23 protein-coding genes and 1 riboswitch are annotated in these 24833 nt (G+C 54.6%); of the genes, 13 read left to right on the forward strand and 10 right to left on the reverse strand.

Translation table 11 applies throughout. From position 1 onward, the window contains the following. The gene (gene bioA, locus SGR01S_RS06800) at positions 1 to 1275 is read right to left on the reverse strand and encodes an adenosylmethionine--8-amino-7-oxononanoate transaminase (protein WP_061806914.1); all 1275 of its coding nucleotides are present in this window, start codon (positions 1273 to 1275) and stop codon (positions 1 to 3) included. A 90-nt stretch (positions 1276 to 1365) separates the two neighbouring features. Between bioA and bioB the strand changes: the two genes are divergently transcribed. The 4 genes from bioB to bioD are packed head-to-tail and all read left to right on the forward strand — an operon-like array spanning position 1366 to position 4972. Then, positions 1366 to 2403, forward strand: coding sequence for a biotin synthase BioB (gene bioB, locus SGR01S_RS06805; protein ID WP_061806915.1), 1038 nt, complete (start codon positions 1366 to 1368; stop codon positions 2401 to 2403). Further along, on the forward strand, positions 2403 to 3554 hold the full coding sequence (bioF, locus tag SGR01S_RS06810; RefSeq protein ID WP_061806916.1) for an 8-amino-7-oxononanoate synthase: 1152 nt from the start codon (positions 2403 to 2405) through the stop codon (positions 3552 to 3554). The genes bioB and bioF overlap by 1 nt, the downstream gene beginning before the upstream one ends. Continuing rightward, on the forward strand, positions 3538 to 4305 hold the full coding sequence (bioC, locus tag SGR01S_RS06815; protein WP_061806917.1) for a malonyl-ACP O-methyltransferase BioC: 768 nt from the start codon (positions 3538 to 3540) through the stop codon (positions 4303 to 4305). The genes bioF and bioC overlap by 17 nt, the downstream gene beginning before the upstream one ends. Continuing rightward, complete coding sequence (gene bioD / locus SGR01S_RS06820; protein WP_061806918.1) at positions 4298 to 4972, forward strand: dethiobiotin synthase; 675 nt, start codon at positions 4298 to 4300, stop codon at positions 4970 to 4972. The genes bioC and bioD overlap by 8 nt, the downstream gene beginning before the upstream one ends. A 38-nt stretch (positions 4973 to 5010) precedes the next feature. Here the strand turns inward: bioD and SGR01S_RS06825 are convergent, their stop codons facing one another. After that, positions 5011 to 5721 (reverse strand): ATP-binding cassette domain-containing protein, encoded by a 711-nt coding sequence (locus SGR01S_RS06825; RefSeq protein WP_061806919.1) that lies wholly within the window; start codon positions 5719 to 5721, stop codon positions 5011 to 5013. 1329 nt (positions 5722 to 7050) lie between these two features. Between SGR01S_RS06825 and uvrB the strand changes: the two genes are divergently transcribed. After that, positions 7051 to 9063, forward strand: a complete 2013-nt coding sequence (gene uvrB / locus SGR01S_RS06830; protein WP_037421418.1) for an excinuclease ABC subunit UvrB — start codon at positions 7051 to 7053, stop codon at positions 9061 to 9063. 107 nt (positions 9064 to 9170) lie between these two features. After that, positions 9171 to 9428 carry a VF530 family protein gene (locus tag SGR01S_RS06835; RefSeq protein WP_037421421.1) on the forward strand — a complete coding sequence of 86 codons (258 nt, stop codon included), beginning with the start codon at positions 9171 to 9173 and terminating at the stop codon, positions 9426 to 9428. Positions 9429 to 9432: 4 nt separating this feature from the next. Here SGR01S_RS06835 and yvcK read toward each other — a convergent pair whose 3' ends face one another. Then, positions 9433 to 10350: a uridine diphosphate-N-acetylglucosamine-binding protein YvcK gene (gene yvcK, locus SGR01S_RS06840; protein ID WP_061806920.1), complete on the reverse strand. Its 918-nt coding sequence runs from the start codon at positions 10348 to 10350 to the stop codon at positions 9433 to 9435. 384 nt (positions 10351 to 10734) lie between these two features. Then, positions 10735 to 10877: riboswitch (molybdenum cofactor riboswitch) on the forward strand. On the opposite strand from yvcK, the gene moaA reads away from it, so the two are divergent. The 6 genes from moaA (at position 10864) to SGR01S_RS06870 (ending at position 14485) form a co-directional block, all read left to right on the forward strand. Next, the gene (moaA, locus tag SGR01S_RS06845; protein ID WP_061806921.1) at positions 10864 to 11850 is read left to right on the forward strand and encodes a GTP 3',8-cyclase MoaA; all 987 of its coding nucleotides are present in this window, start codon (positions 10864 to 10866) and stop codon (positions 11848 to 11850) included. Its footprint overlaps the riboswitch before it by 14 nt. 27 nt (positions 11851 to 11877) lie before the next feature. Then, complete coding sequence (gene moaB, locus SGR01S_RS06850; RefSeq protein ID WP_061806922.1) at positions 11878 to 12390, forward strand: molybdenum cofactor biosynthesis protein B; 513 nt, start codon at positions 11878 to 11880, stop codon at positions 12388 to 12390. 4 nt (positions 12391 to 12394) lie between these two features. After that, entirely contained in the window at positions 12395 to 12874 is a 480-nt protein-coding gene (gene moaC, locus SGR01S_RS06855; RefSeq protein WP_037421433.1) for a cyclic pyranopterin monophosphate synthase MoaC, read from the forward strand. After that, positions 12871 to 13116: a molybdopterin synthase sulfur carrier subunit gene (gene moaD, locus SGR01S_RS06860; RefSeq protein WP_017891981.1), complete on the forward strand. Its 246-nt coding sequence runs from the start codon at positions 12871 to 12873 to the stop codon at positions 13114 to 13116. Before moaC ends, moaD begins: the two co-directional genes overlap by 4 nt. A gap of 2 nt (positions 13117 to 13118) precedes the next feature. After that, a complete protein-coding gene (gene moaE, locus SGR01S_RS06865; protein ID WP_172479803.1) occupies positions 13119 to 13586 on the forward strand; it encodes a molybdopterin synthase catalytic subunit MoaE in 468 nt (155 codons plus the stop codon). Between the two features lie 188 nt (positions 13587 to 13774). Beyond that, positions 13775 to 14485, forward strand: a complete 711-nt coding sequence (locus SGR01S_RS06870) for a Bax inhibitor-1/YccA family protein (protein ID WP_037421572.1) — start codon at positions 13775 to 13777, stop codon at positions 14483 to 14485. Positions 14486 to 14653: 168 nt separating this feature from the next. On the opposite strand, the gene SGR01S_RS06875 is transcribed toward SGR01S_RS06870, so the two are convergent. The 5 genes from SGR01S_RS06875 to SGR01S_RS06895 all read right to left on the reverse strand — a co-directional run bounded on the left by SGR01S_RS06875 (position 14654) and on the right by SGR01S_RS06895 (position 20425). Beyond that, on the reverse strand, positions 14654 to 15760 hold the full coding sequence (locus SGR01S_RS06875; protein WP_037421440.1) for an ABC transporter permease: 1107 nt from the start codon (positions 15758 to 15760) through the stop codon (positions 14654 to 14656). An 11-nt stretch (positions 15761 to 15771) separates the two neighbouring features. Next, positions 15772 to 16926 (reverse strand): ABC transporter permease, encoded by a 1155-nt coding sequence (locus SGR01S_RS06880; RefSeq protein WP_061806924.1) that lies wholly within the window; start codon positions 16924 to 16926, stop codon positions 15772 to 15774. Further along, entirely contained in the window at positions 16923 to 18653 is a 1731-nt protein-coding gene (locus SGR01S_RS06885; RefSeq protein WP_061806925.1) for an ATP-binding cassette domain-containing protein, read from the reverse strand. Before SGR01S_RS06885 ends, SGR01S_RS06880 begins: the two co-directional genes overlap by 4 nt. A gap of 10 nt (positions 18654 to 18663) precedes the next feature. Further along, positions 18664 to 19650 carry a secretion protein HlyD gene (gene hlyD / locus SGR01S_RS06890; RefSeq protein WP_037421446.1) on the reverse strand — a complete coding sequence of 329 codons (987 nt, stop codon included), beginning with the start codon at positions 19648 to 19650 and terminating at the stop codon, positions 18664 to 18666. Between the two features lie 85 nt (positions 19651 to 19735). After that, positions 19736 to 20425, reverse strand: a complete 690-nt coding sequence (locus SGR01S_RS06895; protein ID WP_037421449.1) for a transcriptional regulator — start codon at positions 20423 to 20425, stop codon at positions 19736 to 19738. Positions 20426 to 20727: 302 nt separating this feature from the next. Between SGR01S_RS06895 and rhlE the strand changes: the two genes are divergently transcribed. Further along, entirely contained in the window at positions 20728 to 22089 is a 1362-nt protein-coding gene (gene rhlE, locus SGR01S_RS06900) for an ATP-dependent RNA helicase RhlE (protein WP_037421452.1), read from the forward strand. A gap of 78 nt (positions 22090 to 22167) precedes the next feature. Here rhlE and SGR01S_RS06905 read toward each other — a convergent pair whose 3' ends face one another. Together SGR01S_RS06905 and SGR01S_RS06910 are read right to left on the reverse strand one after the other, a co-directional pair. Further along, a complete protein-coding gene (locus tag SGR01S_RS06905; protein WP_061806926.1) occupies positions 22168 to 23196 on the reverse strand; it encodes an HlyD family secretion protein in 1029 nt (342 codons plus the stop codon). 2 nt (positions 23197 to 23198) lie between these two features. After that, positions 23199 to 24806, reverse strand: coding sequence for an MFS transporter (locus tag SGR01S_RS06910; RefSeq protein WP_061806927.1), 1608 nt, complete (start codon positions 24804 to 24806; stop codon positions 23199 to 23201). Between the last annotated feature and the right edge of the window lie 27 nt (positions 24807 to 24833).

The raw sequence follows: 24833 nt of genomic DNA on the forward strand, positions 1-24833 counted from the left end.
TTATTGCACCGCTGCCGTTACCGCGGCGGTCAACCGGCTGAGCTGCTCGGATTCAATGATGTATGGCGGCATCAGGTAAATCAGTTTGCCGAATGGCCGGATCCACACGCCACGTTCAACGAATCCACGCTGGAGCTGTGCCACATCTACGGGCTCACGCATCTCCACCACGCCAATTGCCCCTAACACCCGCACATCCGCCACTTTTGGCAAAGCCTTCAACGGTAATAGCTGCTGTTTCAATTGGGTTTCGATAGCAGCGACCTGCTGCTGCCAGCGGTTTTCCGCCAGCAGTGACAGGCTGGCGTTGGCCACCGCACAGGCCAGCGGATTGCCCATAAAGGTAGGCCCGTGCATAAAGCAGCCTGCGGCACCGTTGCTGATGGTTTCCGCCACGTGACGTGTGGTGAGGGTAGCAGACAGCGTCATATAACCGCCGGTCAGCGCTTTACCCAGACACAGAATATCCGGCACGACGTCGGCGTGTTCACAGGCAAACAGCTTGCCAGTGCGACCGAAACCGGTGGCAATTTCGTCGGCGATGAGCAGCACCTGATGACGATCGCAGAGCTCACGCACTCGCTTAAGGTAGGTTGGATGGTAGATGCGCATGCCGCCGGCCCCCTGAACGACGGGTTCCAGGATCACTGCCGCTACTTCTCCGGCATGCTGTTCCAACAGCGCGGCGAACGGCGCGATATCATTTTCATCCCAGGCCTGGTCGAAATTGCATTGTGGCGCGGTAGCGAACAGGTGTGGCGCCAGGTAACCCTGATACAGGCTGTGCATCGAGTTGTCCGGGTCGCACACTGACATGGCACCGAAGGTATCGCCGTGATAGCCGTGCCGTAGGGTCAAAATGCGTTGCCGCCGTTCCCCACGGGCCTGCCAATATTGCAGCGCCATCTTCAGTGAGACCTCCACCGCCACTGAGCCGGAGTCTGCCAAGAACACGCATTGCAGCGCTTCTGGCGTCATCTCCACCAGCTTGCGACACAGCGCAATCGCAGAGGGATGGGTAATGCCACCGAACATCACGTGCGACATTTTTTCCAATTGCTGCGTGGCTGCGTGATTCAGTTGTGGGTGGTTATACCCGTGGATTGCCGCCCACCAGGAAGACATGCCGTCAACCAAGCGACGACCATCTGCCAGTTGTAGCTCTACGCCGCTGGCAGCTTCTACTGGATAACAGGGGAGCGGGTGGCTCATGGAAGTGTATGGGTGCCAAATGTGGCGCTGGTCAAATTCTAGGTCGGCAGCAGTGATAGACATACTTGTAAACCAAATCATATTTGTAATGGTTGACAGTATATCCACAATATCTAAACTGACGACACTTTTTTAATTTTTGGAGACGCCGTGATGGCCGATCGTATTCACTGGACAGTGGGTCTTGCCCAGACCCTGTTTGATAAACCTCTGCTTGAACTGTTATTTGAAGCTCAGACGGTGCACCGCCAGCATTTTGACCCGCGTCAGGTTCAGGTGAGCACGCTGTTATCAATCAAAACTGGCGCTTGCCCGGAAGACTGTAAGTACTGTCCACAAAGCTCACGCTACAAAACAGGCCTTGAGTCTGAACGATTGATGCAGGTGGAGCAGGTACTGGAATCTGCACGCAAAGCCAAGGCGAATGGTTCGACCCGTTTCTGCATGGGGGCCGCATGGAAAAACCCGCATGAGCGCGATATGCCTTACTTGGAGCAGATGGTGCAAGGGGTGAAGGCGATGGGCATGGAAACCTGTATGACGCTGGGTACGTTGGACGGCACGCAGGCGGATCGGCTGGCAGAGGCCGGATTGGACTATTACAACCACAACCTGGATACCTCACCAGAGTTCTACGGCAATATCATTACCACTCGCAGCTATCAGGAACGTTTGGATACCTTGGGTAAGGTGCGCGGTGCGGGCATTAAAGTGTGCTCTGGCGGCATCGTTGGGTTGGGCGAGACGGTACGCGATCGTGCCGGACTGTTGGTGCAGTTGGCCAATCTGCCAACCCCGCCTGAAAGTGTGCCAATCAATATGCTGGTGAAGGTAAAAGGCACGCCACTGGCGGATAACGAAGACGTCGATCCTTTTGATTTCATCCGCACCATTGCGGTGGCACGCATCATGATGCCGGCTTCTTACGTACGCTTGTCCGCCGGTCGTGAGCAAATGAATGAGCAAACCCAGGCGATGTGCTTTATGGCTGGTGCCAACTCCATCTTCTATGGCTGTAAATTGCTGACGACACCGAATCCGGAAGAGGATAAAGATCTGCAATTGTTCCGTAAGCTGGGCCTGAACCCACAGCAGACTGAAACCGAGCACGGCGACAACCAGCAACAAGAAGTGCTGGCTGCCCAGTTGATGCAGGCGGATACCGCTGAGTTTTACAACGCGGCGCTGTAATGAGCTGGCAACAACGTATTGAACAGGCATTGGATGAGCGGCAGCAGAGCGCCGCTTACCGCCGTCGCCAGGTGAATCAGGGCGGCAATGGTCGCCATATTCAGCTTAACGGTGAGTGCTACCTGAATTTCTCCGGCAATGACTACCTTGGCCTGAGCCAGGATGCGCGCGTGATCGCCGCCTGGCAGCAGGGTGCACAGCAGTATGGTGTCGGTAGTGGGGGCTCTGGCCATGTAACGGGGTTTTCTACGGCGCATCAGAAGCTGGAACAACAATTGGCGGAATGGCTCGGCTACCCGCGTGCGTTGCTGTTTATCTCTGGCTATGCCGCCAACCAGGCGCTGCTGGCAGCTCTGATGCAGGCCGAGGATCGCATTTTAGCCGATCGGCTCAGCCATGCTTCGCTGCTGGAAGCCGCTGCCCATTCACCGGCCCAGTTGCGTCGTTTTCGCCATAATCAGCCACAGGCGCTGGCTGATTTGCTCGCTAAATCCTGCGACGGCCAGATGCTGGCGGTGACCGAAGGGGTGTTCAGCATGGACGGCGACAGTGCGCCATTGGCGGAACTGCACCGTTTAACCCGCACGGCGGGGGCCTGGCTGATGGTGGATGACGCGCATGGTATCGGTGTGCACGGCGATCAGGGGCGTGGCAGTTGCTGGCAGCAGGGCGTAAGGCCTGAGCTGTTGGTGGTCACTTTTGGCAAAGCCTTTGGCCTCAGCGGGGCCGCCGTGTTGTGTGATGAAGCAACGGCTGAATACCTGCTGCAGTTTGCTCGCCATCTGATTTACAGCACGGCAATGCCACCGGCGCAAGCCTGCGCACTGCAAGCGGCCTTACACTGTATCCAGCAGGGCGATGAATTGCGTGCCCGGTTGCAGGACAACATCCAACGTTTCCGCCAGGGAGCTGCCCAGTTGTCGCTGACTCTGACGGAGTCGGTTACCGCCATTCAACCTTTGCTGGTGGGCGATAATCAACGTGCGCTCGATCTGGCACAGCGTCTGCGTGAACAGGGCCTGTGGGTGAGTGCCATTCGCCCGCCAACGGTCCCTCCGGGCGGAGCGCGTCTGCGTATTACGCTGACAGCGGCGCATCAACCGCAGGATATCGACAGGTTGCTGGAGGTACTGCATGACGTCAGCATTTGAGCAGGTTAATAAACATGCGGTAGCCTCGGCCTTTAGCCGAGCGGCAGGCAGTTATGACGCCGCGGCGGTGCTGCAACGTGATGTTGGTGAGCGCTTGCTGGGGATGGGGCTGGATCATCCCGGCGAGCAATTGCTTGATGCGGGATGTGGTACTGGTCACTTCAGTCGTCGCTGGCGTGCACTGGGCAAGCAGGTCACGGCACTCGACTTGGCGCCGGGCATGCTGGCGTTTGCTCGTCAGCAACAGGCGGCCGATCATTACCTGCTGGGGGATATAGAAAACGTGCCGCTTCCCGCGGAAGTGGTGGATATCTGTTTTAGCAGTCTGGTCGTGCAATGGTGCAACGATCTGCCGCGCGCGCTGGCAGAGCTGTATCGTGTAACTCGCCCGGGCGGCGTGATTCTGTTTTCTACCCTGGCGGCAGGATCGTTGCGCGAATTAGGTGACGCCTGGCAGCAAGTAGACGGCGAACGCCATGTGAATGATTTTCTGCCGTTGGAGGAGATCGCGTCGGCCTGTGCCGGTTACCGCCACAGCCTGGAAGCGGAGTGGCAAACCCTGAACTATCCGGATGTCATGTCGCTGATGCGATCGCTCAAAGGGATTGGGGCGACTCATTTGCACCAAGGCCGAGAGGCCGGATTGCTGTCTCGCAGGCGGCTTGCAGCCTTACAGGCGGCCTACCCCTGCCAGCATGGGCAGTTCCCACTCAGTTATCATTTGGTTTATGGAGTGATTTATCGTGATTAAGCGTTGGTTTGTCACAGGAACTGATACTGAAGTCGGCAAAACGGTGGCGAGCTGTGCCTTATTGCAGGCTGCTAATCTGGCGGGCTACCGCACTGCTGGCTACAAGCCGGTGGCTTCCGGCAGTGAGATGACTGACGAGGGGCTACGTAATAGTGATGCGTTGGCATTGCAGGCTAACAGTGCGGTAGCGCTGAACTACCATGAGGTGAACCCTTATGTTTTTGCCGAACCGACGTCACCGCATATTGTCAGCGCCGATGAAGGCAGACCAATAGAACTGGCGCAGCTTTCTGCGGGGTTACGTCATCTGGAACAAAATGCAGACTGGTTGCTAACAGAAGGAGCCGGTGGCTGGTTTACACCGCTTTCTGAGCAGCATACCTTTGCGGACTGGGTACAGCAGGAACAGCTGCCGGTGATTTTGGTGGTGGGTATCAAGCTGGGTTGCATTAACCACGCAGTGCTGACCGCGCAGGCAATCCAGCAAGCGGGACTGTCGTTGGTCGGCTGGATTGCCAATGATGTTAGCCCACCGGGCCGTCGCCATCAGGAATATCTGGCCACGCTGCGCCGCATGTTGCCTGCACCGTTGTTGGGTGAGATCCCACATCTGCCTAAACCTGAACGACAAGCGTTGGGGCATTACCTGGATTTGAGCGTTTTATAAATGAGAGGGGGAAAAACGTCTCCCCCTGTCTTACGGTTTCACACGGCCAAATAGGCATTAATCAATTCTTCATCCAACTGTTCTAGTGTGCCATCTGCGACGCTGCGCCCCTGGTCCATCAGGCAAAAACGATCCGCTACGCGACGAACAAACGGCAGTTTGTGCTCGACTAACAGGATAGTCATACCCAGTTCACGGTTGAGTTTACGGATCACGTTACCGATATCGCCAGCGATTGTCGGCTGAACGCCATAGGTGGGCTCATCGAGTATCAGTAACTCGGGTTCCAGTACCAGAGCACGACCAATCGCCAGTTGTTGTTGTTCACCATTGGCTAAGTCGCCAGCGCGGCGGCTGCGCATTTCGCGCAGGTTGGGGAACAGGGTGTAAATCAATGGCGGAATGCGACGGGTCTTATCGCGGCTGGCCATGAGTGCTACCTGTAGGTTTTCTTCCACGCTGAGCTGAGAAAATATCTGCCGGCCCTGCGGTACATAGCTGATGCCAAGTGCCGCACGGGTTTCAACCGGTTGCTGTAATAGATTCTGCGGGGGTTCGTCGGGCAATTGCCAGGTCATGCTGCCACTGACGACAGGCAAGTGACCCATAATGCAGTTGACCAGTGTGGTTTTTCCTACACCGTTACGGCCAATCAGCACTGTACACTGGCCGCGTGGCAGCTCAAGATTGATGTCCCAGAGGGTGTGATTTTGCCCGTAGAACTGATTTACTGCCCTTAAACTCAACATTCCGCACTCTCCTCAAAGACCTGTATACCACTCGTGGATGTGCGCCCTTGGGGCGCTGGCGTAACGCCGCCTTAACCGGTCACGCCGATCACACCTGGTGGTGCGACGGGACGACCGGTGCAGGAACGCTAATCGAACTCTCTACTTCCTTGTTTTATCCCGTCCTGGTTGCCGTTTCCGCGTTTGCGGTTTCTTTCCCGAGTGTCTAAATGTCCAGAATAAAATGCTGTTCGACTACCTTTAATGAGGTAGTTCGGTTCAAGGTGAAACAAGCAATATAGAGCCTAAAAAGGTGACTAATAACCGTTTGTCAGCGCTCTTCTGTTTTTAACACGCAAATGTCTGCTATTTCGTACTGTGCTGAGGTTGAGCGGATTACCGGTCATTTCTCCGCCCAGTCCCGAATATTTATCCCAGTGGACATTTGGTGTGAAAAGGTCATGCAAGCAGTGGGCCAACTTTTTACATCAATTAAAAAGGGTGATTGTTATTGCCTTGTTAACGGCTAGCCGGGCTGAGCCGGGGTATTGCTACAGGGGAGAACAGAGGGGGAAAGTTAACGCGGACGATTTTTGCACTCTTCCAGTGCTGCGAAGAATAGTTATGGTGCAAACTATTTCGCCGGTTGTGGAAAGATGCAACAGGTGACGGTAACAATGAGATGAATCTGTTTTTGGCAATGGGTCTTTTTAGCATTAATCGGCATAAACAGAGCGATATTTTTGTGAAAAAATAACTAAAAAAGCCGTTCAGGCGATGAGAAACGGCAAAAAGCGTTCTTTCTGCAACTCCCGCCACTGGCGGGGCGGTGAGAGTTATCCACTATTCCTGTGGATAACCTTGTGCATTAGATTTAGAAAAGCGGTTTGAAGCGAGAGCTGACGCGGGTTCTGTTCGCTTTGTCCGCAATCTCGTCTTTTTTATAAAATTATTATTTATCAATAAATTAACTAAAATCAAGCCGGCATTGTACCGATGAAGTCTCTATGTATGATTTTTGGCCTGAGTGATACCAAGAAGTTAATTCGTGACGGATTTTGGGGATAAATCTGTTATTGACAATAAAAATGTCACGCCGCTGTAACTCTACCGGTGCATTCAGCCTGGTTTGACGCACGCTAAAGAGACGAATCGCTTGAAGCTGGTTTTATATCCAGTATCATAGGCACTGGCGAAAATCGCCGGGGCTTTCCATAATTAGAGGCCATTCATCGAGCATCAGCTCTATGGCCGCCTGAGCGCGCATATCTCCAGGTAGGGGCGCTGCATGCTGCGCCCGCTCACCACGACCGCCGGCAGCAACGTGGCAATTTGAAAGACGAAGGGTATATGAGTAAAATTTTCAAACTGCATTCTGATTTCAAACCGGCCGGCGATCAGCCGCAAGCCATCAGTAAGTTGGAAGAGGGTCTGGAAGACGGCCTGGCTCACCAAACGCTATTGGGCGTTACCGGTTCGGGTAAGACATTCACTATCGCTAATGTGATCGCCGATCTTAACCGGCCGACCATGGTGCTGGCACCCAACAAAACGCTGGCGGCACAGCTTTACGGCGAGATGAAAGAGTTCTTTCCTGAGAATGCGGTCGAGTATTTTGTTTCTTACTACGACTACTACCAACCCGAAGCCTACGTTCCCAGCTCCGACACTTTTATTGAGAAAGACGCTGCGGTGAATGAACACATCGAGCAAATGCGCCTTTCTGCGACCAAAGCGTTGCTGGAACGTCGCGACGTTATCGTGGTGGCGTCGGTATCCGCGATCTACGGCTTGGGCGATCCGGATCTGTACCTGAAGATGATGCTGCATCTGACCAAAGGTATGATTATCGATCAGCGTTCGATCCTGCGCCGTTTGGCAGAACTGCAATATACCCGTAACGATCAAGCCTTCCAGCGCGCAACCTTCCGTGTGCGCGGCGAGGTGATCGATATTTTCCCGGCAGAGTCAGACGAGTTGGCGCTGCGTATTGAGCTGTTTGATGAAGAAGTAGAACGGCTTTCGTTGTTTGATCCCTTGACCGGGCAGATCGAGCAGATAGTACAGCGCTTTACCATTTATCCGAAGTCGCACTACGTGACGCCGCGTGAGCGGATCCTGCAGGCGATGGAAGAGATCAAAGTGGATCTGGCCGAGCGGCGAAAGGTGTTACTGGCCAACAATAAGCTGCTGGAAGAACAACGTTTGACGCAGCGCACTCAGTTTGATCTGGAGATGATGAACGAACTGGGCTATTGCTCCGGCATTGAAAACTACTCGCGTTATCTGTCAGGGCGTGGGGAAGGCGAGCCGCCACCAACGCTGTTTGACTATTTACCGGCCGATGGCCTGCTGGTGGTCGACGAATCACACGTCACCATTCCGCAAATCGGTGCCATGTTCAAGGGCGACCGCTCGCGTAAGGAAACCTTGGTTGAATACGGTTTTCGCCTGCCTTCGGCACTGGACAACCGTCCGCTGCGCTTTGAAGAGTTTGAAGCACTGGCTCCGCAGACGATTTATGTGTCAGCCACACCAGGCAAGTATGAGCTGGAGAAATCCGGCGATGACATTATCGATCAGGTTGTGCGACCAACCGGGCTACTGGATCCTCTGATAGAAGTGCGACCGGTGACTACCCAGGTGGACGATCTGCTTTCTGAGATCCGTAAACGGGTGGCGATCAACGAGCGGGTGCTGGTCACCACACTGACCAAACGCATGGCGGAAGACCTGACGGAATACCTGGAAGAGCATGGTGAGCGCGTACGTTACCTGCATTCGGACATTGATACCGTGGAACGTGTCGAAATCATTCGTGACCTGCGCCTGGGCGAGTTTGATGTGCTGGTGGGTATCAACTTGCTGCGTGAGGGGTTGGACATGCCTGAGGTGTCGCTGGTGGCGATTTTGGACGCCGATAAAGAAGGCTTCCTGCGTTCGGAACGCTCGCTTATCCAAACCATTGGCCGTGCGGCACGTAACCTGAATGGTAAGGCGATCCTTTACGGCGACAGAATTACCGACTCGATGGCCAGGGCGATTAGCGAGACTGAGCGCCGTCGCGCCAAACAGCAGGCGTTCAACGAAGAAAACGGCATTGTGCCGCAGGGCCTGAACAAGAAAGTTTCTGATATTCTGCAACTGGGCAAACCGGGTAATCGCGGTAAAGGCCGAGGGAAGGGTAAGGCGGCGGAAAATGCAGAGCAGTACCAAAACCTCACGCCAAAAGCTTTGGATCAAAAAATCCGCGAGTTGGAAGCGCAGATGTACACGCATGCTCAGAACCTTGAGTTCGAACAGGCGGCGGGCTTGCGGGACGAAATTCACCAGCTGCGTGAGCAGTTTATCGCAATTTCGTGACCGGTTGGCGCGCTGCGTGAGGCAGCGCTGCCAAACATAAAATCCTTGTCGCTCCTGCCAAAGCTGATTATGGTGTGCGGCCAATTCACTACAGCGAGCTACTGATCATGACCGAACACCAGTCCAAAGACCCGATGCATGGCGTCACTCTGGAACAACTTTTGAATAAACTGGTGGAGAGCTACGGTTGGTCAGGGCTGGCTGAACGCGTACGCATCAACTGCTTCAGCAGCGATCCCAGCATCAAGTCCAGCCTCAAGTTTTTGCGTCGTACACCCTGGGCGCGCAAGCAGGTGGAAGACCTTTACATCGACATGGTCGAAAAAGCCGCCAGCGATAACCCATGGCTGCGTGGCGGCAAGTAAGGGCTTAGGCGCGGGTGCCTAATTCGATCAACGCCTGATCCAGCGCCTGGCGCAGCAACTGACGATCGTGGCGATAAGGAATATCTGTCGCTTCCAGTGGTTGTTTGATCACCACGCGATCTTGCACTTCGCTGGCATCCACCGAGGGGCCGACAATAAGCGCGTCGATCATCTGGCGGCCAATCTTCTCTTCCATCAACTCCAGCTTATTTTTCAGCGTCAAGGCTGCTGCCGCGACGCTCAGTTCTTTCCCCAGGTTGCCGATATAAATCATATTGGCGCTGCTGCGGCGCAAGGCCTGTGTAAGGTCATCAAGCAGTAGCAGGGGCATCAGGCTGGTCAGGAAACTGCCTGGCCCGATCAGAATAACATCAGCCTGTGCAATGGCATCCAGTGCTTCGCGTGTTGCATTGACGCGCGGTGACAACATCAACTCTTGCGGCATGTCGGTCAGTTGATCGACATTCACTTCACCATAAACATGGTTCCCTTCGTGATCGTGCGCCATCAGATCGACGGGCTGCTCAGACATCGGGATCAATGCTGCATCCACCTTCAGTAAGCTTCGCACCAGGTTGATCGCTTCCAGCGGGCGTACGCTGAGGTGATCCAATGCCTTCAGCATCAGGTTACCGAGGTTGTGTCCCGAAAGCTCACCATTGCCGCTGAAGCGATACTCAAACATGGCGGAAGCCACGCTTGGTTCAGTGATCAACTGATTGAGGCAGTTACGAGTGTCGCCCCAGGCTATGCCGCCTTCCGATCGTCGGATACGGCCGGTTGAGCCACCGTTATCGGTGGTGGTGACAATACCGGTTAAACGGGATCCTAAAGACGACAGGGAAGACATCACGCGGCCCAGGCCATGGCCACCACCTAATGCCACCACCCGATCGAGATCGGCCAGGGTACGATTACGCATAAATTTCCTTACAAAGGGGCTTAACTGCCCGCATAAGGTAGCGGATCCGGCGTGAAAACGCGATAAAACCGTCATACTTGATGTTGCCCCTGTGTTGGCTGCAAGCACTCACCCCAGACACTGACTTGAGTAAGCTTCTGGGATTCTCGCTCTAGCTGTCGGGAGGCTATTCCAATTATTTAGGGTATAAAAAGTGTGATTTGCGTGATTCCGGTCAATTCGTCTGCGTAAAGGGCGTTTATCATGGTTTACCAGATTTGGAATCGCTTAAAATCGCTGTATACACAATTATATAGCGAAATTGCGCGTTGGCTATCCTGTTTGTTTAGCGCTAGAATTCTGATGAAAACCACGGTTTCGTTCCGGCTACTCAATCAGTAGGAACTGAAACCAAAACTCCTAGCCTCTGGGCCTACGTTGTTCTTGTGGACGATATGGTGCTTTGGCCGTGGCGAAGTTAGCCACCAGGGTGCAGAGTGGAAACGCTCGCGCCTCCCGACTTTGGAAGGTGTTATGGTGCCGCAACTCATTGATGCTTATGAGCGTAAGTTCTATTACTTGCGCCTGTCGATCACCGACGTGTGTAACTTTCGTTGCACCTACTGTCTGCCGGATGGCTACCGCCCTAATGGCAGTCCAAAAACCTTCTTGTCATTGGATGAGATCAGACGTGTTAGCCGCGCATTCGCCGAGCTGGGCACCGAAAAAGTGCGCCTGACTGGCGGCGAGCCCTCGCTGCGTCGTGATTTTACCGAGATCATTGCCGCCGTGCGTGAAAACCCGGCGGTTCGCCAGCTTGCTGTGACCACCAATGGCTACCGTCTGGCGCGCGACGTTGCTGGCTGGCGTGACGCCGGCCTGACGGCGATTAACGTCAGCGTAGACAGTCTGGATCCCCGTCAATTTCACGCCATTACCGGTCAGGACAAATTCCGCCAGGTGATGGAGGGTATCGACGCCGCTTTTACCGCTGGGTTTAGCAAGGTTAAGGTCAATGCGGTGCTGATGCGTGATGTTAATCATCAGCAGCTGGGCGCTTTCCTGAACTGGATAAAAGACCGTCCGATCCAACTGCGTTTTATCGAACTGATGGAAACCGGTGAGGGTGGCGACTTATTCCGCAAACACCATGTGTCTGGTGAAGTGATCCGTTCGCAACTGGAACAGCAGGGCTGGCAGCTGCAACCGCGTGGCCGCAGTGACGGCCCGGCGCAGGTGTTCAGTCATCCGGACTACCAGGGCGAAGTAGGCTTAATCATGCCGTACGAAAAAGATTTCTGTGCCAGTTGCAACCGGCTGCGGGTTTCCGCCATCGGTAATCTGCATCTGTGTCTGTTCGGTGAGCAGGGCATTAGCCTGCGCGATTTGCTGGTGAATGACGGCCAGCTTGAGGAATTGAAAGATCGCATTCAGGGTGGGTTGCGGACGAAAAAGCAAACCCACTTCCTGCACCAGGGCAACAGCGGCATCACGCAGAATCTGTCGTTTATCGGCGGGTAAATTTTTCAAATTGCACGGGAGCAAGCAATGAGTCATGCCAGCAGCGAATTCATTCCGGCACATATCGCTATTTTGACTGTTTCAGACAGTCGTGGTGAAGCAGAAGATACCTCGGGCCAATACTTGCAGGAAGCCGCGCTTGAAGCGGGGCACCAGGTCGTGGATCTCGCCATCAGCAAAGACGATATTTATCAAATCCGTGCCCAAGTTTCTGCGTGGATCGCCGACGAAAAGGTACAGGCAGTGCTGATTACCGGCGGCACCGGTTTTACGGCCCGGGACAACACCCCGGAAGCCCTGTTGCCACTGTTTGATCGCGCAGTGGAAGGGTTCGGCGAACTGTTCCGCATGGTGTCTTATGAAGAGATTGGCACCGCCACCATTCAATCGCGTGCACTGGCCGGTATCGCTAACCAGACGGTGATTTTCGCTATGCCTGGATCGACCCGCGCCTGCCGTACGGCTTGGGAACGCATTATTGAAGAGCAACTGGACGCACGCCACCGTCCATGCAACTTCCTGCCACATCTGAAGAAATAAAAATATGACGCAGCTAACCCACATTAACGCCGCGGGCGAAGCCCATATGGTTGATGTTTCCGCTAAAGCAGAGACGGTGCGCGAGGCGCGTGCCGAGGCTTTTGTGGAGATGTTACCGGCCACGCTGGCAATGATTATCGACGGCAGTCACCACAAGGGTGATGTATTCGCCACGGCGCGTATAGCCGGTATTCAGGCAGCAAAACGCACCTGGGAACTTATCCCCCTGTGCCACCCACTGATGCTGAGCAAAGTTGAAGTACAGCTGGAAGCGCAACCGGAGCACAACCGAGTGCGCATTGAAACCTGCTGCCGGTTGACCGGTAAAACAGGGGTTGAAATGGAAGCGCTGACCGCAGCATCGGTGGCTGCGTTGACCATTTATGACATGTGTAAAGCGGTACAGAAAGATATGGTGATCGGCCCGGTGCGGCTGCTGGCGAAAAGCGGCGGTAAATCCGGTGATTTTAAGGTGGAGCTATGATTAACATTCTGTTTTTTGCGCAGGTGCGTGAACTGGTCGGCACCGGTGACCTGTCTATGCCGGCGGACTACCCAACGGTAGAAGCACTGCGTAAGGCGCTGTGCGCACGCGGCGATCGCTGGGCACTGGCACTGGAGTCCGGAAAGCTGCTGACGGCGGTGAATCAGTCACTGGTGGCGGCGGAACACCCGCTGCGCGCGGGTGATGAAGTCGCTTTCTTTCCACCGGTAACCGGAGGTTAATGGTGGAAAATACCCGTATCCGCGTAGGTGAAGCGCCATTCAATGTAGGTGATGAATATCAGTGGTTGGCGCAGTGCGATGATGATGGCGCTGTAGTCACGTTTACCGGCAAGGTGCGTAACCACAACCTGGGCGATCACGTCAGTGCGCTCACGCTGGAACATTATCCGGGTATGACCGAAAAAGCGTTGGCGGAGATCGTGGATGAAGCACGTAGCCGTTGGCCGTTGCAGCGCGCAACGGTGATCCACCGTGTGGGCGAGCTGTTTCCCGGCGATGAAATCGTGTTTGTTGGCGTGACCAGTGCACACCGGAGCATGGCCTTTGAAGCCACCGAGTTCATCATGGATTACCTGAAAACCCGCGCACCGTTCTGGAAGCGTGAAGCTGTTGGGCAGGGTGACCGCTGGGTCGATGCGCGTGACAGCGATCGACAGGCGGCAGAACGCTGGCATAAAGCGGTTAAATAACCGGTAAACAGCGGAAACAAATCAATACCTTTGCTGCTTTCGCGTTAGGTTTTCTGTGGTACGCTTATAGCAGGCAAGGCCTTTGGATACTCTCTGCGTTTCAAGTTGCAGCTAAGCAAACTCTGGCTTGAAAGGCGATGGGTAGACAGGGCTTTGAAATCTTGTTTCACACGCAAAAGGTAACCGTCATGGACCGATATCCACGCTCTAATGGTTCAATCGTCGAACGTGCCAACAGCGGCATTCAGGCTTATATGGCGCAGGTTTATGGCTGGATGACCTGCGGTATGCTGTTGACGGCATTCGTTTCCTGGTACGCGGCCAACACGCCTGCGATCCTTAACTTTATCTTTTCCAGTCAAATCACGTTCTTCGGCCTGATTATCGTGCAGTTGGGGCTGGTGTTTGTCATTTCCGGTATGGTCAACCGTCTGAACGGCACAGTAGCCACCGCGTTGTTTATGCTTTATTCGGCGCTGACCGGGTTGACGCTCTCCAGTATTTTCATCGCTTATACCTACAGTTCAATCGCCAGCACCTTTGTGGTGACCGCCGGTATGTTTGGTGCAATGAGTCTTTACGGCTACACCACTAAGCGTGATTTGAGTGGTTTCGGCAGCATGCTGTTTATGGCGCTGATCGGTATCGTGCTGGCATCGTTGGTGAATATCTGGCTGAAAAGCACAGCGTTAATGTGGGCGATTACCTACATCGGTGTGGTGGTGTTTGTTGGCCTGACGGCGTACGACACCCAGAAACTGAAAGCGATGGGCGAGCAGTTGAACTCAGATGACAAAGACAGCTTCCGTAAATACGCCATTGTTGGCGCACTGACGCTGTACCTTGATTTCATCAACTTGTTCTTGATGTTGCTACGTATTTTCGGCAACCGCAGATAATATCCGTCGTCTTTCAAGCTGCAGCGTTGTTACCTGCACCAGCTCACCCAGTAACTTACTCAAGTAAGCGTCTGGGGATAAGCTGGTTGGTCGCCTGGCTGCAGCGTGAAATCCATAGGGTATCCGGTGATCAAAAAGGCTCTGCGATTCACAACGCAGAGCCTTTTTTTATGCAATTTTACGGCGGAACATGGCATAGGCAGCACTGCCGGTGGTGGCGGTGATCACCAATAACGGCCACAGGCTGTGCCAGATAATGCTGAAACTGGCGTCCTTCAGGTAAATCTGTTTGGTGATGTCGGTAAAGTGACGGATGGGATTAAGCCAGGTGAGGTTTTGCAGCCATACTGGCATGTTTTCCACCGGTGAGACATAACCTGAAAGCAAGATTGCCGGCATCATAAACACGAATACACCGATAAACGCCTGTTGCTGAGTGGCGCACAGCGACGAAATCAGCAGGCCAAACCCCACCAACGACAGCCCGTAAATCAGCATCGTACCGTAGAACAGCAGCAGTGAACCGGCGAACGGGATCTGATAGATAAAGATACCAATCAACAACACGATACTGGCCTGGAAGGTCGCGACGATTAACGCGGGGACCGCTTTGCCGATAAATATCTGCCAGGTGGTCAATGGCGACACCAGCAATTGTTCCAACGTACCCTGTTCGCGTTCACGTGCTACTGACAGTGAGGTAACAATCAGCACGCCGATGGTGGTGATCATGGCAATCAATGAAGGCACCACAAACCATTTATAGTCCAGGTTCGGGTTATACCAATTGCGTACTACCAGCTCGCTATTGTTAGGCTTAGCGCGTCCACCGATCAGCTCATTTTGATACTCCTGCACAATTTGCTGCACATAGTTGGCAGCGATCTGAGCACTGTTAGAGTTGCGCCCATCCAATAGCAGCTGCAGCGGGGCGGTATTGCCAGTGGCGATATCGCGCGAGAATTGGGCGGGGAAGCGGATCAGCAGCAGGGCTTTTTGATTGTCGATGGTGGCTTGGATCTCCTGCGGGCTGCGCAAAAGCAGCACATGGGAGAAGGCTTTTGCTTTGGCAAAACGCTGGGTCAGTTCGACAGATGCATGACCGTTGTCTTCGCTGTAAACCGCGATGGTGGCATTGGTCACTTCCAGCGTGGCGGCGAACGGGAACAGCAGCACCTGCAAGATCACCGGCATAATCAGAATGGTACGGGTTTGCGGATCGCGTAGTAGCGTCTGCATTTCCTTGATGATTAACGTCCAAAGACGGTGAAACATCATCTAGCTCCTTAATCCAGCCGTCGCTGGGTTTTCCAGGCAGTGAGGCCAATAAATACCACCGCCGAAGCGATCAGGAATAACAGGTTAATCATCAGTACTGTGCCGACGTTGCCCGCCAGGAACAGCGTTTGCAGCGTGCTGACGAAGTAACGCGCCGGAATGATGTAGGTTACGGCCCGCACGATGGCCGGCATACTGTCGATCTGGAAGATAAAGCCGGACAGCATGATCGACGGCAGAAAGGCGGCATTCAGCGCCACCATTGCTGCGTTGAATTGGTTGCGGGTAATGGTGGAAATCAGCAGTCCCATGCCGAGCGTGCTGGCGAGGAACAGGCTACTGATGACGAATAAAATCAGCAGCGAGCCACGGTAGGGAACGCCGAGCACCCATACCGACACCACCATGCACAACACCATGGCAATCATACCGAGGAAATAATAGGGCACCAGTTTGGACAACAGCAGTTCGGCGCGCGTCACCTGAGTGGAGAGCAGTGCTTCCATAGTGCCGCGTTCCCATTCACGGGCGATCACCAGTGAGGTAAGGATAGCGCCGATCACTGTCATGATAATGGTGATGGCGCCGGGAATAATGTAGTGCCGGCTGATTGCTGCCGGGTTGAACCAATAGCGCATCTGAACATCAATTAACGGTTTTTCCTCACGCCCGCTGTCGGTGGCGCGTTGCTGCTGCCAGATTTGCCACACTCCCTGGGTATAACCTTGGACAAAGTTGGCCGTGTTTGGCTCGCTGCCGTCGGTGATAATTTGAATCGGTGCACTATCGTGTGGCCGCGCCATGCGTTGAGCAAAATCATTGGGGATCACTACCAACCCCCGGATGCGGCCAGCCTGCATCAATTGGATCAACTGTTGGCGGTTATCACTAATGGTGGGTTCAATATAGGGTGAGCCAGCAAAGGCATTAGCCAGGTCGCGTGCATCTTCGCTCTGTTGCTCCATAAGAATCCCCAGCCGCAGCTTACTGGAGTCCAGATTGATGCCGTAGCCGAAGATAAATAGCAGCATCAGTGGAATGACAAAAGCGATCAACCCACTGCTCGGATCGCGCAGGATCTGCCGCGTCTCTTTAAGGCACAGGGCACGCAGACGCCGCCAGGAAAACCCGCTGTTGTCGCTGGTGGCCATTTTGCTACTCATGGCTGCTCCTCCTGATCATAACCTTGCACCAACTCGATAAACGCCTGTTCCATCGATGGATTGGGATTGTCGGCGCTGGCGATCTGGTGCTTGAGATCGTCCGGTGTGCCTGCGGCAATGATCTTGCCCCGGTACACTAGCCCAATGCGATCGCAGTATTCCGCTTCGTCCATAAAGTGGGTGGTGACCATGACTGTCACGCCTTTGTCCACCATGCCATTAATATGCAGCCAGAACTCACGGCGAGTCAGGGGATCGACGCCGGAGGTCGGTTCATCGAGAAACAGGATATCCGGCTCGTGCATGAGTGCACAGGCTAACGCCAGTCGCTGTTTGAAGCCGAGCGGCAGAGAATCCGGTGTTTGGTTGAGGATGGGGCCAAAATTGAAGGCGTTGGACATCTCACTGATTTTTTCGCGCTGAGCCTTGCCGCTCAGACCGTAAACACCGGAGAAAAACTTCAGGTTTTGTGCCACGGTCAGGTTACCGTACAGCGAGAATTTTTGTGCCATATACCCCAAATGCTGGCGTGCTTTGCCGGAACTGGTCTTTAGGTCCATACCCAGCACCAGTGCTTTACCTTCGGTGGGCACCAGTAACCCGCACATCATTTTAAACGTGGTGGATTTGCCGGCACCGTTTGGCCCCAGAAGACCAAAAATTTCGCCGCGCTGCACTTTGAAGTCCACGTGATCGGTGGCGGCGAAGTCGCCGAATTTTTTTGTCAGCCCCTGAGCTTCGATCACGGTTTCCGTTTTTTCGCCTTCGACGGTGGGCATGATCTCGGCCAACGCTGATTTACTGTTCGGTCCACCGCCGAGCAGATCGATAAACGCATCTTCAAACCGAGGATCCGCTTCGCTCAGTTCGGCCCCCGGCAGATCCAGCGCCTGTAGCAATTGCTGATGATCTTCACCTTCTTTGAGGATCAACCGCAGATATTTGCCTTGGATCACACCGTCGGTGACCGTTGGCAAGCAGATCGCCCGTTGCAACAAGGCCCGGTGATTACCGGCGGGCGGCGCTATCAGCACGGTGCGTCCGGCCATGCGCTGGGTGAGATCTTGGGGGGCGCCACTAAACAGTAACTCTCCCTCATTGAGCAGTAGCACTTCGCGGCACTGTTCAGCTTCGTCCAAATAAGACGTGCTCCACAGGATTAACATACCGTCGTTGGCCAGTTCGTGCACCATGCGCCACAGTTCGCGTCGTGAGATCGGATCGACCCCGACGCCAGGCTCATCCAGCAGCAGCACTTGCGGCTGCCCGACCAGCGTACAGGCCAGCCCGAGCTTCTGCTTCATGCCACCGGAAAGTTTGCCCGCCAGCCGGGTGGTGAAACGGGTGAGATCGGTGAATGTCAGTAGCCGATCAAACGTCTGTTTACGTAGATCACCGGTCACACCGCGCAGATCGGCGTACAGCGTCAGGTTTTCCATGACGGTCAGATCTTCATACAGGCCAAACTTTTGCGGCATGTAACCAAGAATGGCGTGCAATTGACGATCCTGGGCGATCGGATCCAGCCCGGCGACGCGCAGTGTGCCGCTACTGGGTTTTAGTAGCCCTGCCAGCATACGCAGCAGGGTGGTTTTACCTGCGCCGTCTGGGCCAACCAGCCCGGTGACCGCACCGCTGGTCAGCCGGGTGGTGAGGCTGGCGACAGCTGGTTTTTCCAATGTCGGGAAACGTTTTTCCAGCGCTTCGAGTTCAATCACCTGTTCCATCGCCACTCCCTCAAGGTTTGGCAAAGCGAACGGTGACCGGCATCCCCTGGCGCAATGCGTCATCGGCGTCAGTGACAATTATGCGTAGTCGGTACACTAAATCAGTGCGCAGATCCGGCGTTTCCACGCTTTTCGGCGTGAATTCAGCGGTTGGCGACACAAAGCCAATTTTACCGTGATAGGGTTTGTTTGGTCGGCCGTCGGTATAAATTTCCAGTTCGGTACCGGGTGCTGCTTTACCCAGACTGGTTTCGTTAACATAGGCGCGTACCCATACAGGACGGGTCAGCGACAAAGTGAACACCGTGCCACCGGCGCTGAGCATGGTGCCCGGCTCGACCGCACGCGTCAGCACTGTGCCCGCGGACGGGGAAACCAGACTGGTGTCATGCAGGTTAAGTTGTGCCTGCGCCAGTGCGGCTTCGCTTTGCGCCAGATTGGCTTTGGCCTCTTCTATTTCTTGCGGACGATTACCGCTTAGGTATTGCGCCAGCTTGTCTTTAGACGCCTGCAGGTTGGCCTGCGCCTGATTGCGTGAGGTGCGGGCATCTTCCAGTGCGTCGGCAGAGGTGGCATTTTTCGCCCACAGGCCCTGTTGGCGTTTTAGGAAGCTATCGGCATAACTAAAAGCGGACAGGCGCTGCGCCATTTCCGAACGTACCTGGGCAATTTCTTCGGCGCGGTAACCAGCCAACAGCAGTGCCAGTTTGGCTTTGGCGCTACCAACGTTAGCCTGTGCCTGCTGCAATGCGTTGAGATACGGAGCATCGTCCAATTTGCCAAGTAATTGCCCTGGTTGCAGAGTATCGCCTTCATCTACTGTCAGCGACGCCAACCGCCCATCAACACGGAAACCCAAATTCACTGTGCGAATGTCCACGTTGCCGTACAGCGTCAGCGGTTTTTCTTGCTGTTGTTGGTAATACCAAACCCCGTAAATGGCTGCGGCGATCAGTACAATAACCGCAACAATAAGGGCACTGCGTTTCCTATTCATAACACTCCCTGCCTATAAAGATTAAACCCAATGAACTTCACGTTACGGCTAGACAACTAGCGCCGTATCTTGAAACCCGAAGGGTTTACGCGCCATAGCGTTGGCGCAGCCCATTAACCAGAATCTCAATGTGTTCAGCCAACACTTCGCTTATTTGCTCCGCTTCGGCGGTGCCGATCTGCTGCCAACCAGCCTGCCGGCGTACGGTTTCCCTCGCTACGCGAAACGACAACACTTCGCCGATCATTGCGTGGGTGTGCAGCACGATTTTGGTCGAATGCGGGTCGATGCCCGTGTAGGCCGCCAGCAGACGGCAAAGCTTGTCATGTAACGGTGCGACCACTTGCTGGTGGATCAAGGGATAAGCGTCAGTGGGGGAGAGCTGCTCGCGTGACATGATTTTGCTGAGGTTGAGCGTCTGCGGTTGTGTCATCAGGTCGCTAAATGCCAGCAGACCGCGTTTCAGGTGATCGAGATAGTATTCCCGCGGGCGTTCGGCATCTGGCAGTTGCCAGAAGCGGTCAATCTCGTCGGCCAGGGGGCGAAATGCCTGCTGGATAAAGTCGGCAATCCACTGTGCGACAGCCAGATAAAGGCCCTCTTTGGAATTGAAGTAATATGTGATCGCCGCGATATTGTGCCCGGCGCGCTGCGCGATATCACGGGTGGTGGCGCCCTGAATGCCGTACTCACCGAACATCTCGATGGCGGCGGCGATCAACTGTTGGCGCGCCTGTTCACCGCGTGCCCGGCTGGCAGTCTGATTATTTGGCATTGATGACACTCGCTAAAGTTAATCAATCATATGATTGACTTTATGCCAGATTGCACGAAATGCAATCAGTAACCGCTATTTATTTAAGGACATTTTTTCGGACTAGGCTGAATTCTCGGCATATTGTGCTCTGAGTCACTTAAATAACGTTTTCTTGTTCGACTTCTGCTACAATCGCCCGCTTGGTGCACTGCAGTTTGTGCCAATCCCTCGTGGTCATGCTTAATGTCCCGTCTGATAATCCTCCCAGGAAACTGCACCGAACACTGTTAGGTTAGGGGGGATCTGGAGTTTTTCTCTTTATGTCATTTGAAACCCTCGGCTTAAGTGCTGAAATTCTGCGCGCTGTTGAAGAACAGGGCTATCGCGAACCTACGCCAATTCAACGCCAGGCGATTCCTGTCGTATTGGAAGGTCGTGACCTGATGGCCAGCGCCCAGACCGGTACCGGTAAAACCGCTGGCTTTACCTTGCCGCTGCTACAGCTGCTGAGTAAGCATGATCATGCGGTCAAAGGTCGCCGTCCGGTACGTGCGTTGATCCTGACGCCTACCCGTGAACTGGCTGCGCAAATCGGCGAAAACGTCGAATCCTACAGCAAATACCTGCGCCTGCGTTCGCTGGTGGTATTTGGCGGCGTGAGCATCAACCCGCAGATGATGAAACTGCGTGGCGGTGTTGATGTCTTGGTGGCAACACCAGGCCGTCTGCTGGATCTGGAACACCAACGTGCGGTTGACCTGTCCAAAATTGAAATTCTGGTGCTGGATGAAGCGGACCGCATGCTGGATATGGGCTTTATCCATGATATCCGTCGCGTGCTGGCCAAACTGCCTGCCAAGCGTCAGAACCTGCTGTTCTCTGCGACCTTCTCTGACGACATTAAAGCATTGGCTAACAAGCTGCTGCACAACCCAGCGTCGGTTGAAGTGGCGCGTCGTAACACCGCGTCCGAGCAGATCGAACAGAGCGTGCACTTCGTTGATAAGAAGCGTAAGCGGGAACTGCTGTCTCAGATGATCGGTGAAGGTGACTGGAAGCAAGTGTTGGTGTTCAACCGCACCAAGCACGGCGCTAACCACCTGGCTGAACAGTTGAACAAAGACGGCATCACTGCTGCAGCGATCCACGGCAATAAAAGCCAGGGTGCCCGTACCCGTGCATTGGCCGATTTTAAAGATGGCAAAATTCGTGTGTTGGTGGCTACCGACATCGCGGCGCGTGGTCTGGACATCGACCAGTTGCCACACGTGGTGAACTACGAGTTGCCTAACGTGCCGGAAGACTATGTGCACCGTATCGGCCGTACTGGCCGTGCTGAACGTACCGGTGAGGCTATCTCGCTGGTGTGTGTGGATGAGCACAAACTGCTGCGTGATATCGAGCGCCTGCTGAAACGTGAAATCCCACGTATTGCCCTGCCAGGCTACGAGCCGGATCCAAGCATCAAGGCGGAGCCGATCATCAACGGCCGTCAGGGTGGTGGGCGTGGCGCTCCACGCGGCAACGGCGGCGGTCAACGTTCCGGTAACGGCGGTGGCCAGCGCAGTGGCAATGGCGGCCAGCGTGAAAACCGCGGTGGCGGCAGCGCCCGTCCGCAGGGTGATGGCAAGCCGCGTTCAGGTGCTCCTTCGCGCCGTCCGCGCAGCCGCCCGGCTGAGTAATTGCACTGTTGTCAGCTGATAAAAAGCCACCGTTTACGGTGGCTTTTTTTTAATCAAAAATCAGGATGATAACAAGCATCAGCGTATTTCAAGTTCCGGCACGACCGACATGCCAACGCGTAACCGCGCCAGCTCCGGCTGGTTTGGTTCCAGCAGAATTTTCACCGGCAGGCGCTGCACCACTTTGGTGTAGTTACCGGTAGCGTTATCGGCGCTGATGGCGGCAAAGGTGGAACCGGTAGCCGGGGCGATGCTGTCAACGTGGCCGCGCAGCGTCACGCCGGGTAGCGCATCGACAGTGATGGATACTGGCTGGCCGGCAGAGACGTTGGTCAACTGGGTTTCCAGGAAGTTAGCGACCACGTAACTTTGTTGTAACGGCACCACCGCCAGCAGGCGAGTACCGGCGGAGACCCAGGCACCCTGACGTATAGCACGCTGGCCGACAGTGCCGCTAATCGGGGCAACAATCCGTGTATAGGAAAGATTAAGACGTGCCTGATCAACACTGGCCTGTGAGGCTGTAATGTTCGCTTCTGCCTGTTTCCGACTGGCCTGCAAAACCCCAACTTCCTTGCGCGCAGAAACCACGGCTGCCTGATTCTGTTTCAACTGCGCTGCGGCGGTTTGCATCACGGAAGCGGATTTTTGCTGTTCATCTGCTGTGGCAGTACCCGTTTTTAACAATCGGCGATAGCGATCGGCATTTTGCCCGGCATAGTTAAGTGTGGCTTGGCTGGCGCTGACGCTGGCTTCCTGCTGGGCAATATTGGCCTGTTGTTGATCCAGCTGCGCCTGAATGCTGGTCAGCTTGGCCTGACTCATTTGCAGATTAGCCAGAGCCGTTTCCAACGCCACGCGGTAATCCTGATCGTCGATGGTGGCCAGCACTTCACCGGCTTTCACCTGCTGATTATCACTGACATTGACGCTGCGGATATAGCCGGAAATTTTGGGAGCCACCAGCGTGTAATCTGCGCTGACTACCGCGTCATCGGTTCGAAAATGATGGCGATTGAGAGATGAGCGAACAAAGAAAGCGATAGCCAGCAGGACTAACAGCAGCAATGTCAGAGTTAAGGTTCGTTTTGCAGGGGTGAAGCTCATAGTTATGATCCTGATGTTTTTGGAACTAAAGGTAGAAGCGTTTGCGGTGGATAGACTCGCTTCGGCAACCAGGCTGTCAGCAGCACCAGTAGCAGTGCGAAGCCAGTAATCAGCAGGTAGGCGTCACTGATGCTGAGGATCACCGCCTGATGTTTTACCAGCGTCGAAAAATGCCCGAGATTCTCCGCCGAACTGACCGATCCATCCGGCAACATCGGCATGGAACCGCTGGCGCGATCAGCGTTCTCTGCCGTCATTAACCACGGGTGATTACCCAACCGATCCACCAGTACCTGAGAGTGAAATTGCTCCCGATGGCTCATAAAATTCTCTACCAAGCAGCTTGCCGCCACGGCGGAAAAACCGCGCACGGTGTTAAACATTGCGGAGGCAAAGGGGCCTTCCGGTGCCATAATTACGCTGGTAGACGTCATTAACACTGGCAAGATCATCATCGGTTGGCCAAATGCCTGGAGGCTTTGGATTAGCCAGAAATTTTGTCGCGCCCAGTCGTCGGTCAACTGCATTCCGAGCAGACAAGAGCTGGCTATTAGCGCGGCACCGATGGTCAGCACCCAGCGGGCATCTACCCAGCGCAGATTCAACAAGGTGGCGATTAAAGGCGCTATCACCAATTGCGGCAAACCGACGACCAGCGCCAGCGGTGCGAATTGTACGGTGCGGAAGCCTTCCACCTGCGAAAAGTAAAACGATGGCAGCATCGAACCTGACAGCGCCAGCAACAGCACGCCAGCCAGCGTCAGCAGGCTATAAGAAAGATTTATTCGCTGCAGTAGCTGCAGTTTTAACAGTGGCAATGGATGGAACCACTCGTTGATCAAAAATACCACCAGCAACGCAATGGAAACCGGCAACATCAGGCTGATCAATGGCGAATTGAACCAGTCGAGTCGTTCTCCCTGGGTTAGCGAGAGGATCAACAGCGCGATGCCACTACAACCGGTGAGCATGCCGAACAGATCGATTTGGCGGAAACGCTCCAGGCGCAAAGGATCCTGCGGCAACCCCCAACCTATTAATAAGAAGGCGATCAGGCACAGCGGGATTACTTGCCAAAAAATAAACTGCCAACCCAGACTGTCGGTCCACAAAGCCGCTAGCGGTGCCGCGACATTGGGACCAAAGGTGGCGGTGAGCGCATAGGCCGCCAGCCCGTAAAGCTTGATGGTGGGGGGCAGAAAACGCAGCGCTACAGTCATCAGCAACGGTGGCAATGCGCCACCAAACAGACCTTGCACGGCTCGTAACGCAATAAATACCCCAGGGTCGGCGATTAAAGGCTGGAATACACCTACGACGGCAAAACCGCCTATCACTACCAGAGCAAAACGGCGCAGCGAAAAGGTCACGGCAAACCAAGGGGCGATCATCATGGCCGCGACTTCTGCCGCCTGATAAACCGAGGTGATCCAGCTACCTTGATCGAAACCTATACCGATAGCCGCACGGATATCTGCCAGCGCCAGATCGCTTGTTCTATCATTCAATCCAGAGGTCAAGGCGGCAATCAGCACGCCAACCAGCCCTAATGCCAGACGCAGGGTAAAAGGATGCGGCGCGGCAGCGAGAGGCGCAGGCTGAGCATTCATAGTGTGACTCCAGAAACGAAACTTACG

The sequence above is a fragment of the Serratia grimesii NBRC 13537 genome (assembly GCF_001590905.1).
In the GTDB taxonomy this organism is placed as follows: Bacteria; Pseudomonadota; Gammaproteobacteria; order Enterobacterales; family Enterobacteriaceae; genus Serratia; species Serratia grimesii.

What these genes read in the sequence shown, in the direction of transcription:
- SGR01S_RS06910 (WP_061806927.1), bottom strand. Translation starts at nt 24,806, where the DNA reads ATGAATGCTCAGCCTGCGCCTCTCGCTGCCGCGCCGCATCCTTTTACC.
- SGR01S_RS06885 (WP_061806925.1), bottom strand. Translation starts at nt 18,653, where the DNA reads ATGGAACAGGTGATTGAACTCGAAGCGCTGGAAAAACGTTTCCCGACA.
- bioB (WP_061806915.1), top strand. Translation starts at nt 1,366, where the DNA reads ATGGCCGATCGTATTCACTGGACAGTGGGTCTTGCCCAGACCCTGTTT.
- SGR01S_RS06835 (WP_037421421.1), top strand. Translation starts at nt 9,171, where the DNA reads ATGACCGAACACCAGTCCAAAGACCCGATGCATGGCGTCACTCTGGAA.
- moaA (WP_061806921.1), top strand. Translation starts at nt 10,864, where the DNA reads ATGGTGCCGCAACTCATTGATGCTTATGAGCGTAAGTTCTATTACTTG.
- moaD (WP_017891981.1), top strand. Translation starts at nt 12,871, where the DNA reads ATGATTAACATTCTGTTTTTTGCGCAGGTGCGTGAACTGGTCGGCACC.
- SGR01S_RS06875 (WP_037421440.1), bottom strand. Translation starts at nt 15,760, where the DNA reads ATGTTTCACCGTCTTTGGACGTTAATCATCAAGGAAATGCAGACGCTA.
- bioC (WP_061806917.1), top strand. Translation starts at nt 3,538, where the DNA reads ATGACGTCAGCATTTGAGCAGGTTAATAAACATGCGGTAGCCTCGGCC.
- bioA (WP_061806914.1), bottom strand. Translation starts at nt 1,275, where the DNA reads ATGTCTATCACTGCTGCCGACCTAGAATTTGACCAGCGCCACATTTGG.
- moaB (WP_061806922.1), top strand. Translation starts at nt 11,878, where the DNA reads ATGAGTCATGCCAGCAGCGAATTCATTCCGGCACATATCGCTATTTTG.
- SGR01S_RS06870 (WP_037421572.1), top strand. Translation starts at nt 13,775, where the DNA reads ATGGACCGATATCCACGCTCTAATGGTTCAATCGTCGAACGTGCCAAC.
- hlyD (WP_037421446.1), bottom strand. Translation starts at nt 19,650, where the DNA reads ATGAATAGGAAACGCAGTGCCCTTATTGTTGCGGTTATTGTACTGATC.
- uvrB (WP_037421418.1), top strand. Translation starts at nt 7,051, where the DNA reads ATGAGTAAAATTTTCAAACTGCATTCTGATTTCAAACCGGCCGGCGAT.
- SGR01S_RS06905 (WP_061806926.1), bottom strand. Translation starts at nt 23,196, where the DNA reads ATGAGCTTCACCCCTGCAAAACGAACCTTAACTCTGACATTGCTGCTG.
- yvcK (WP_061806920.1), bottom strand. Translation starts at nt 10,350, where the DNA reads ATGCGTAATCGTACCCTGGCCGATCTCGATCGGGTGGTGGCATTAGGT.
- SGR01S_RS06895 (WP_037421449.1), bottom strand. Translation starts at nt 20,425, where the DNA reads ATGCCAAATAATCAGACTGCCAGCCGGGCACGCGGTGAACAGGCGCGC.
- SGR01S_RS06880 (WP_061806924.1), bottom strand. Translation starts at nt 16,926, where the DNA reads ATGAGTAGCAAAATGGCCACCAGCGACAACAGCGGGTTTTCCTGGCGG.
- rhlE (WP_037421452.1), top strand. Translation starts at nt 20,728, where the DNA reads ATGTCATTTGAAACCCTCGGCTTAAGTGCTGAAATTCTGCGCGCTGTT.
- moaC (WP_037421433.1), top strand. Translation starts at nt 12,395, where the DNA reads ATGACGCAGCTAACCCACATTAACGCCGCGGGCGAAGCCCATATGGTT.
- bioF (WP_061806916.1), top strand. Translation starts at nt 2,403, where the DNA reads ATGAGCTGGCAACAACGTATTGAACAGGCATTGGATGAGCGGCAGCAG.
- SGR01S_RS06825 (WP_061806919.1), bottom strand. Translation starts at nt 5,721, where the DNA reads ATGTTGAGTTTAAGGGCAGTAAATCAGTTCTACGGGCAAAATCACACC.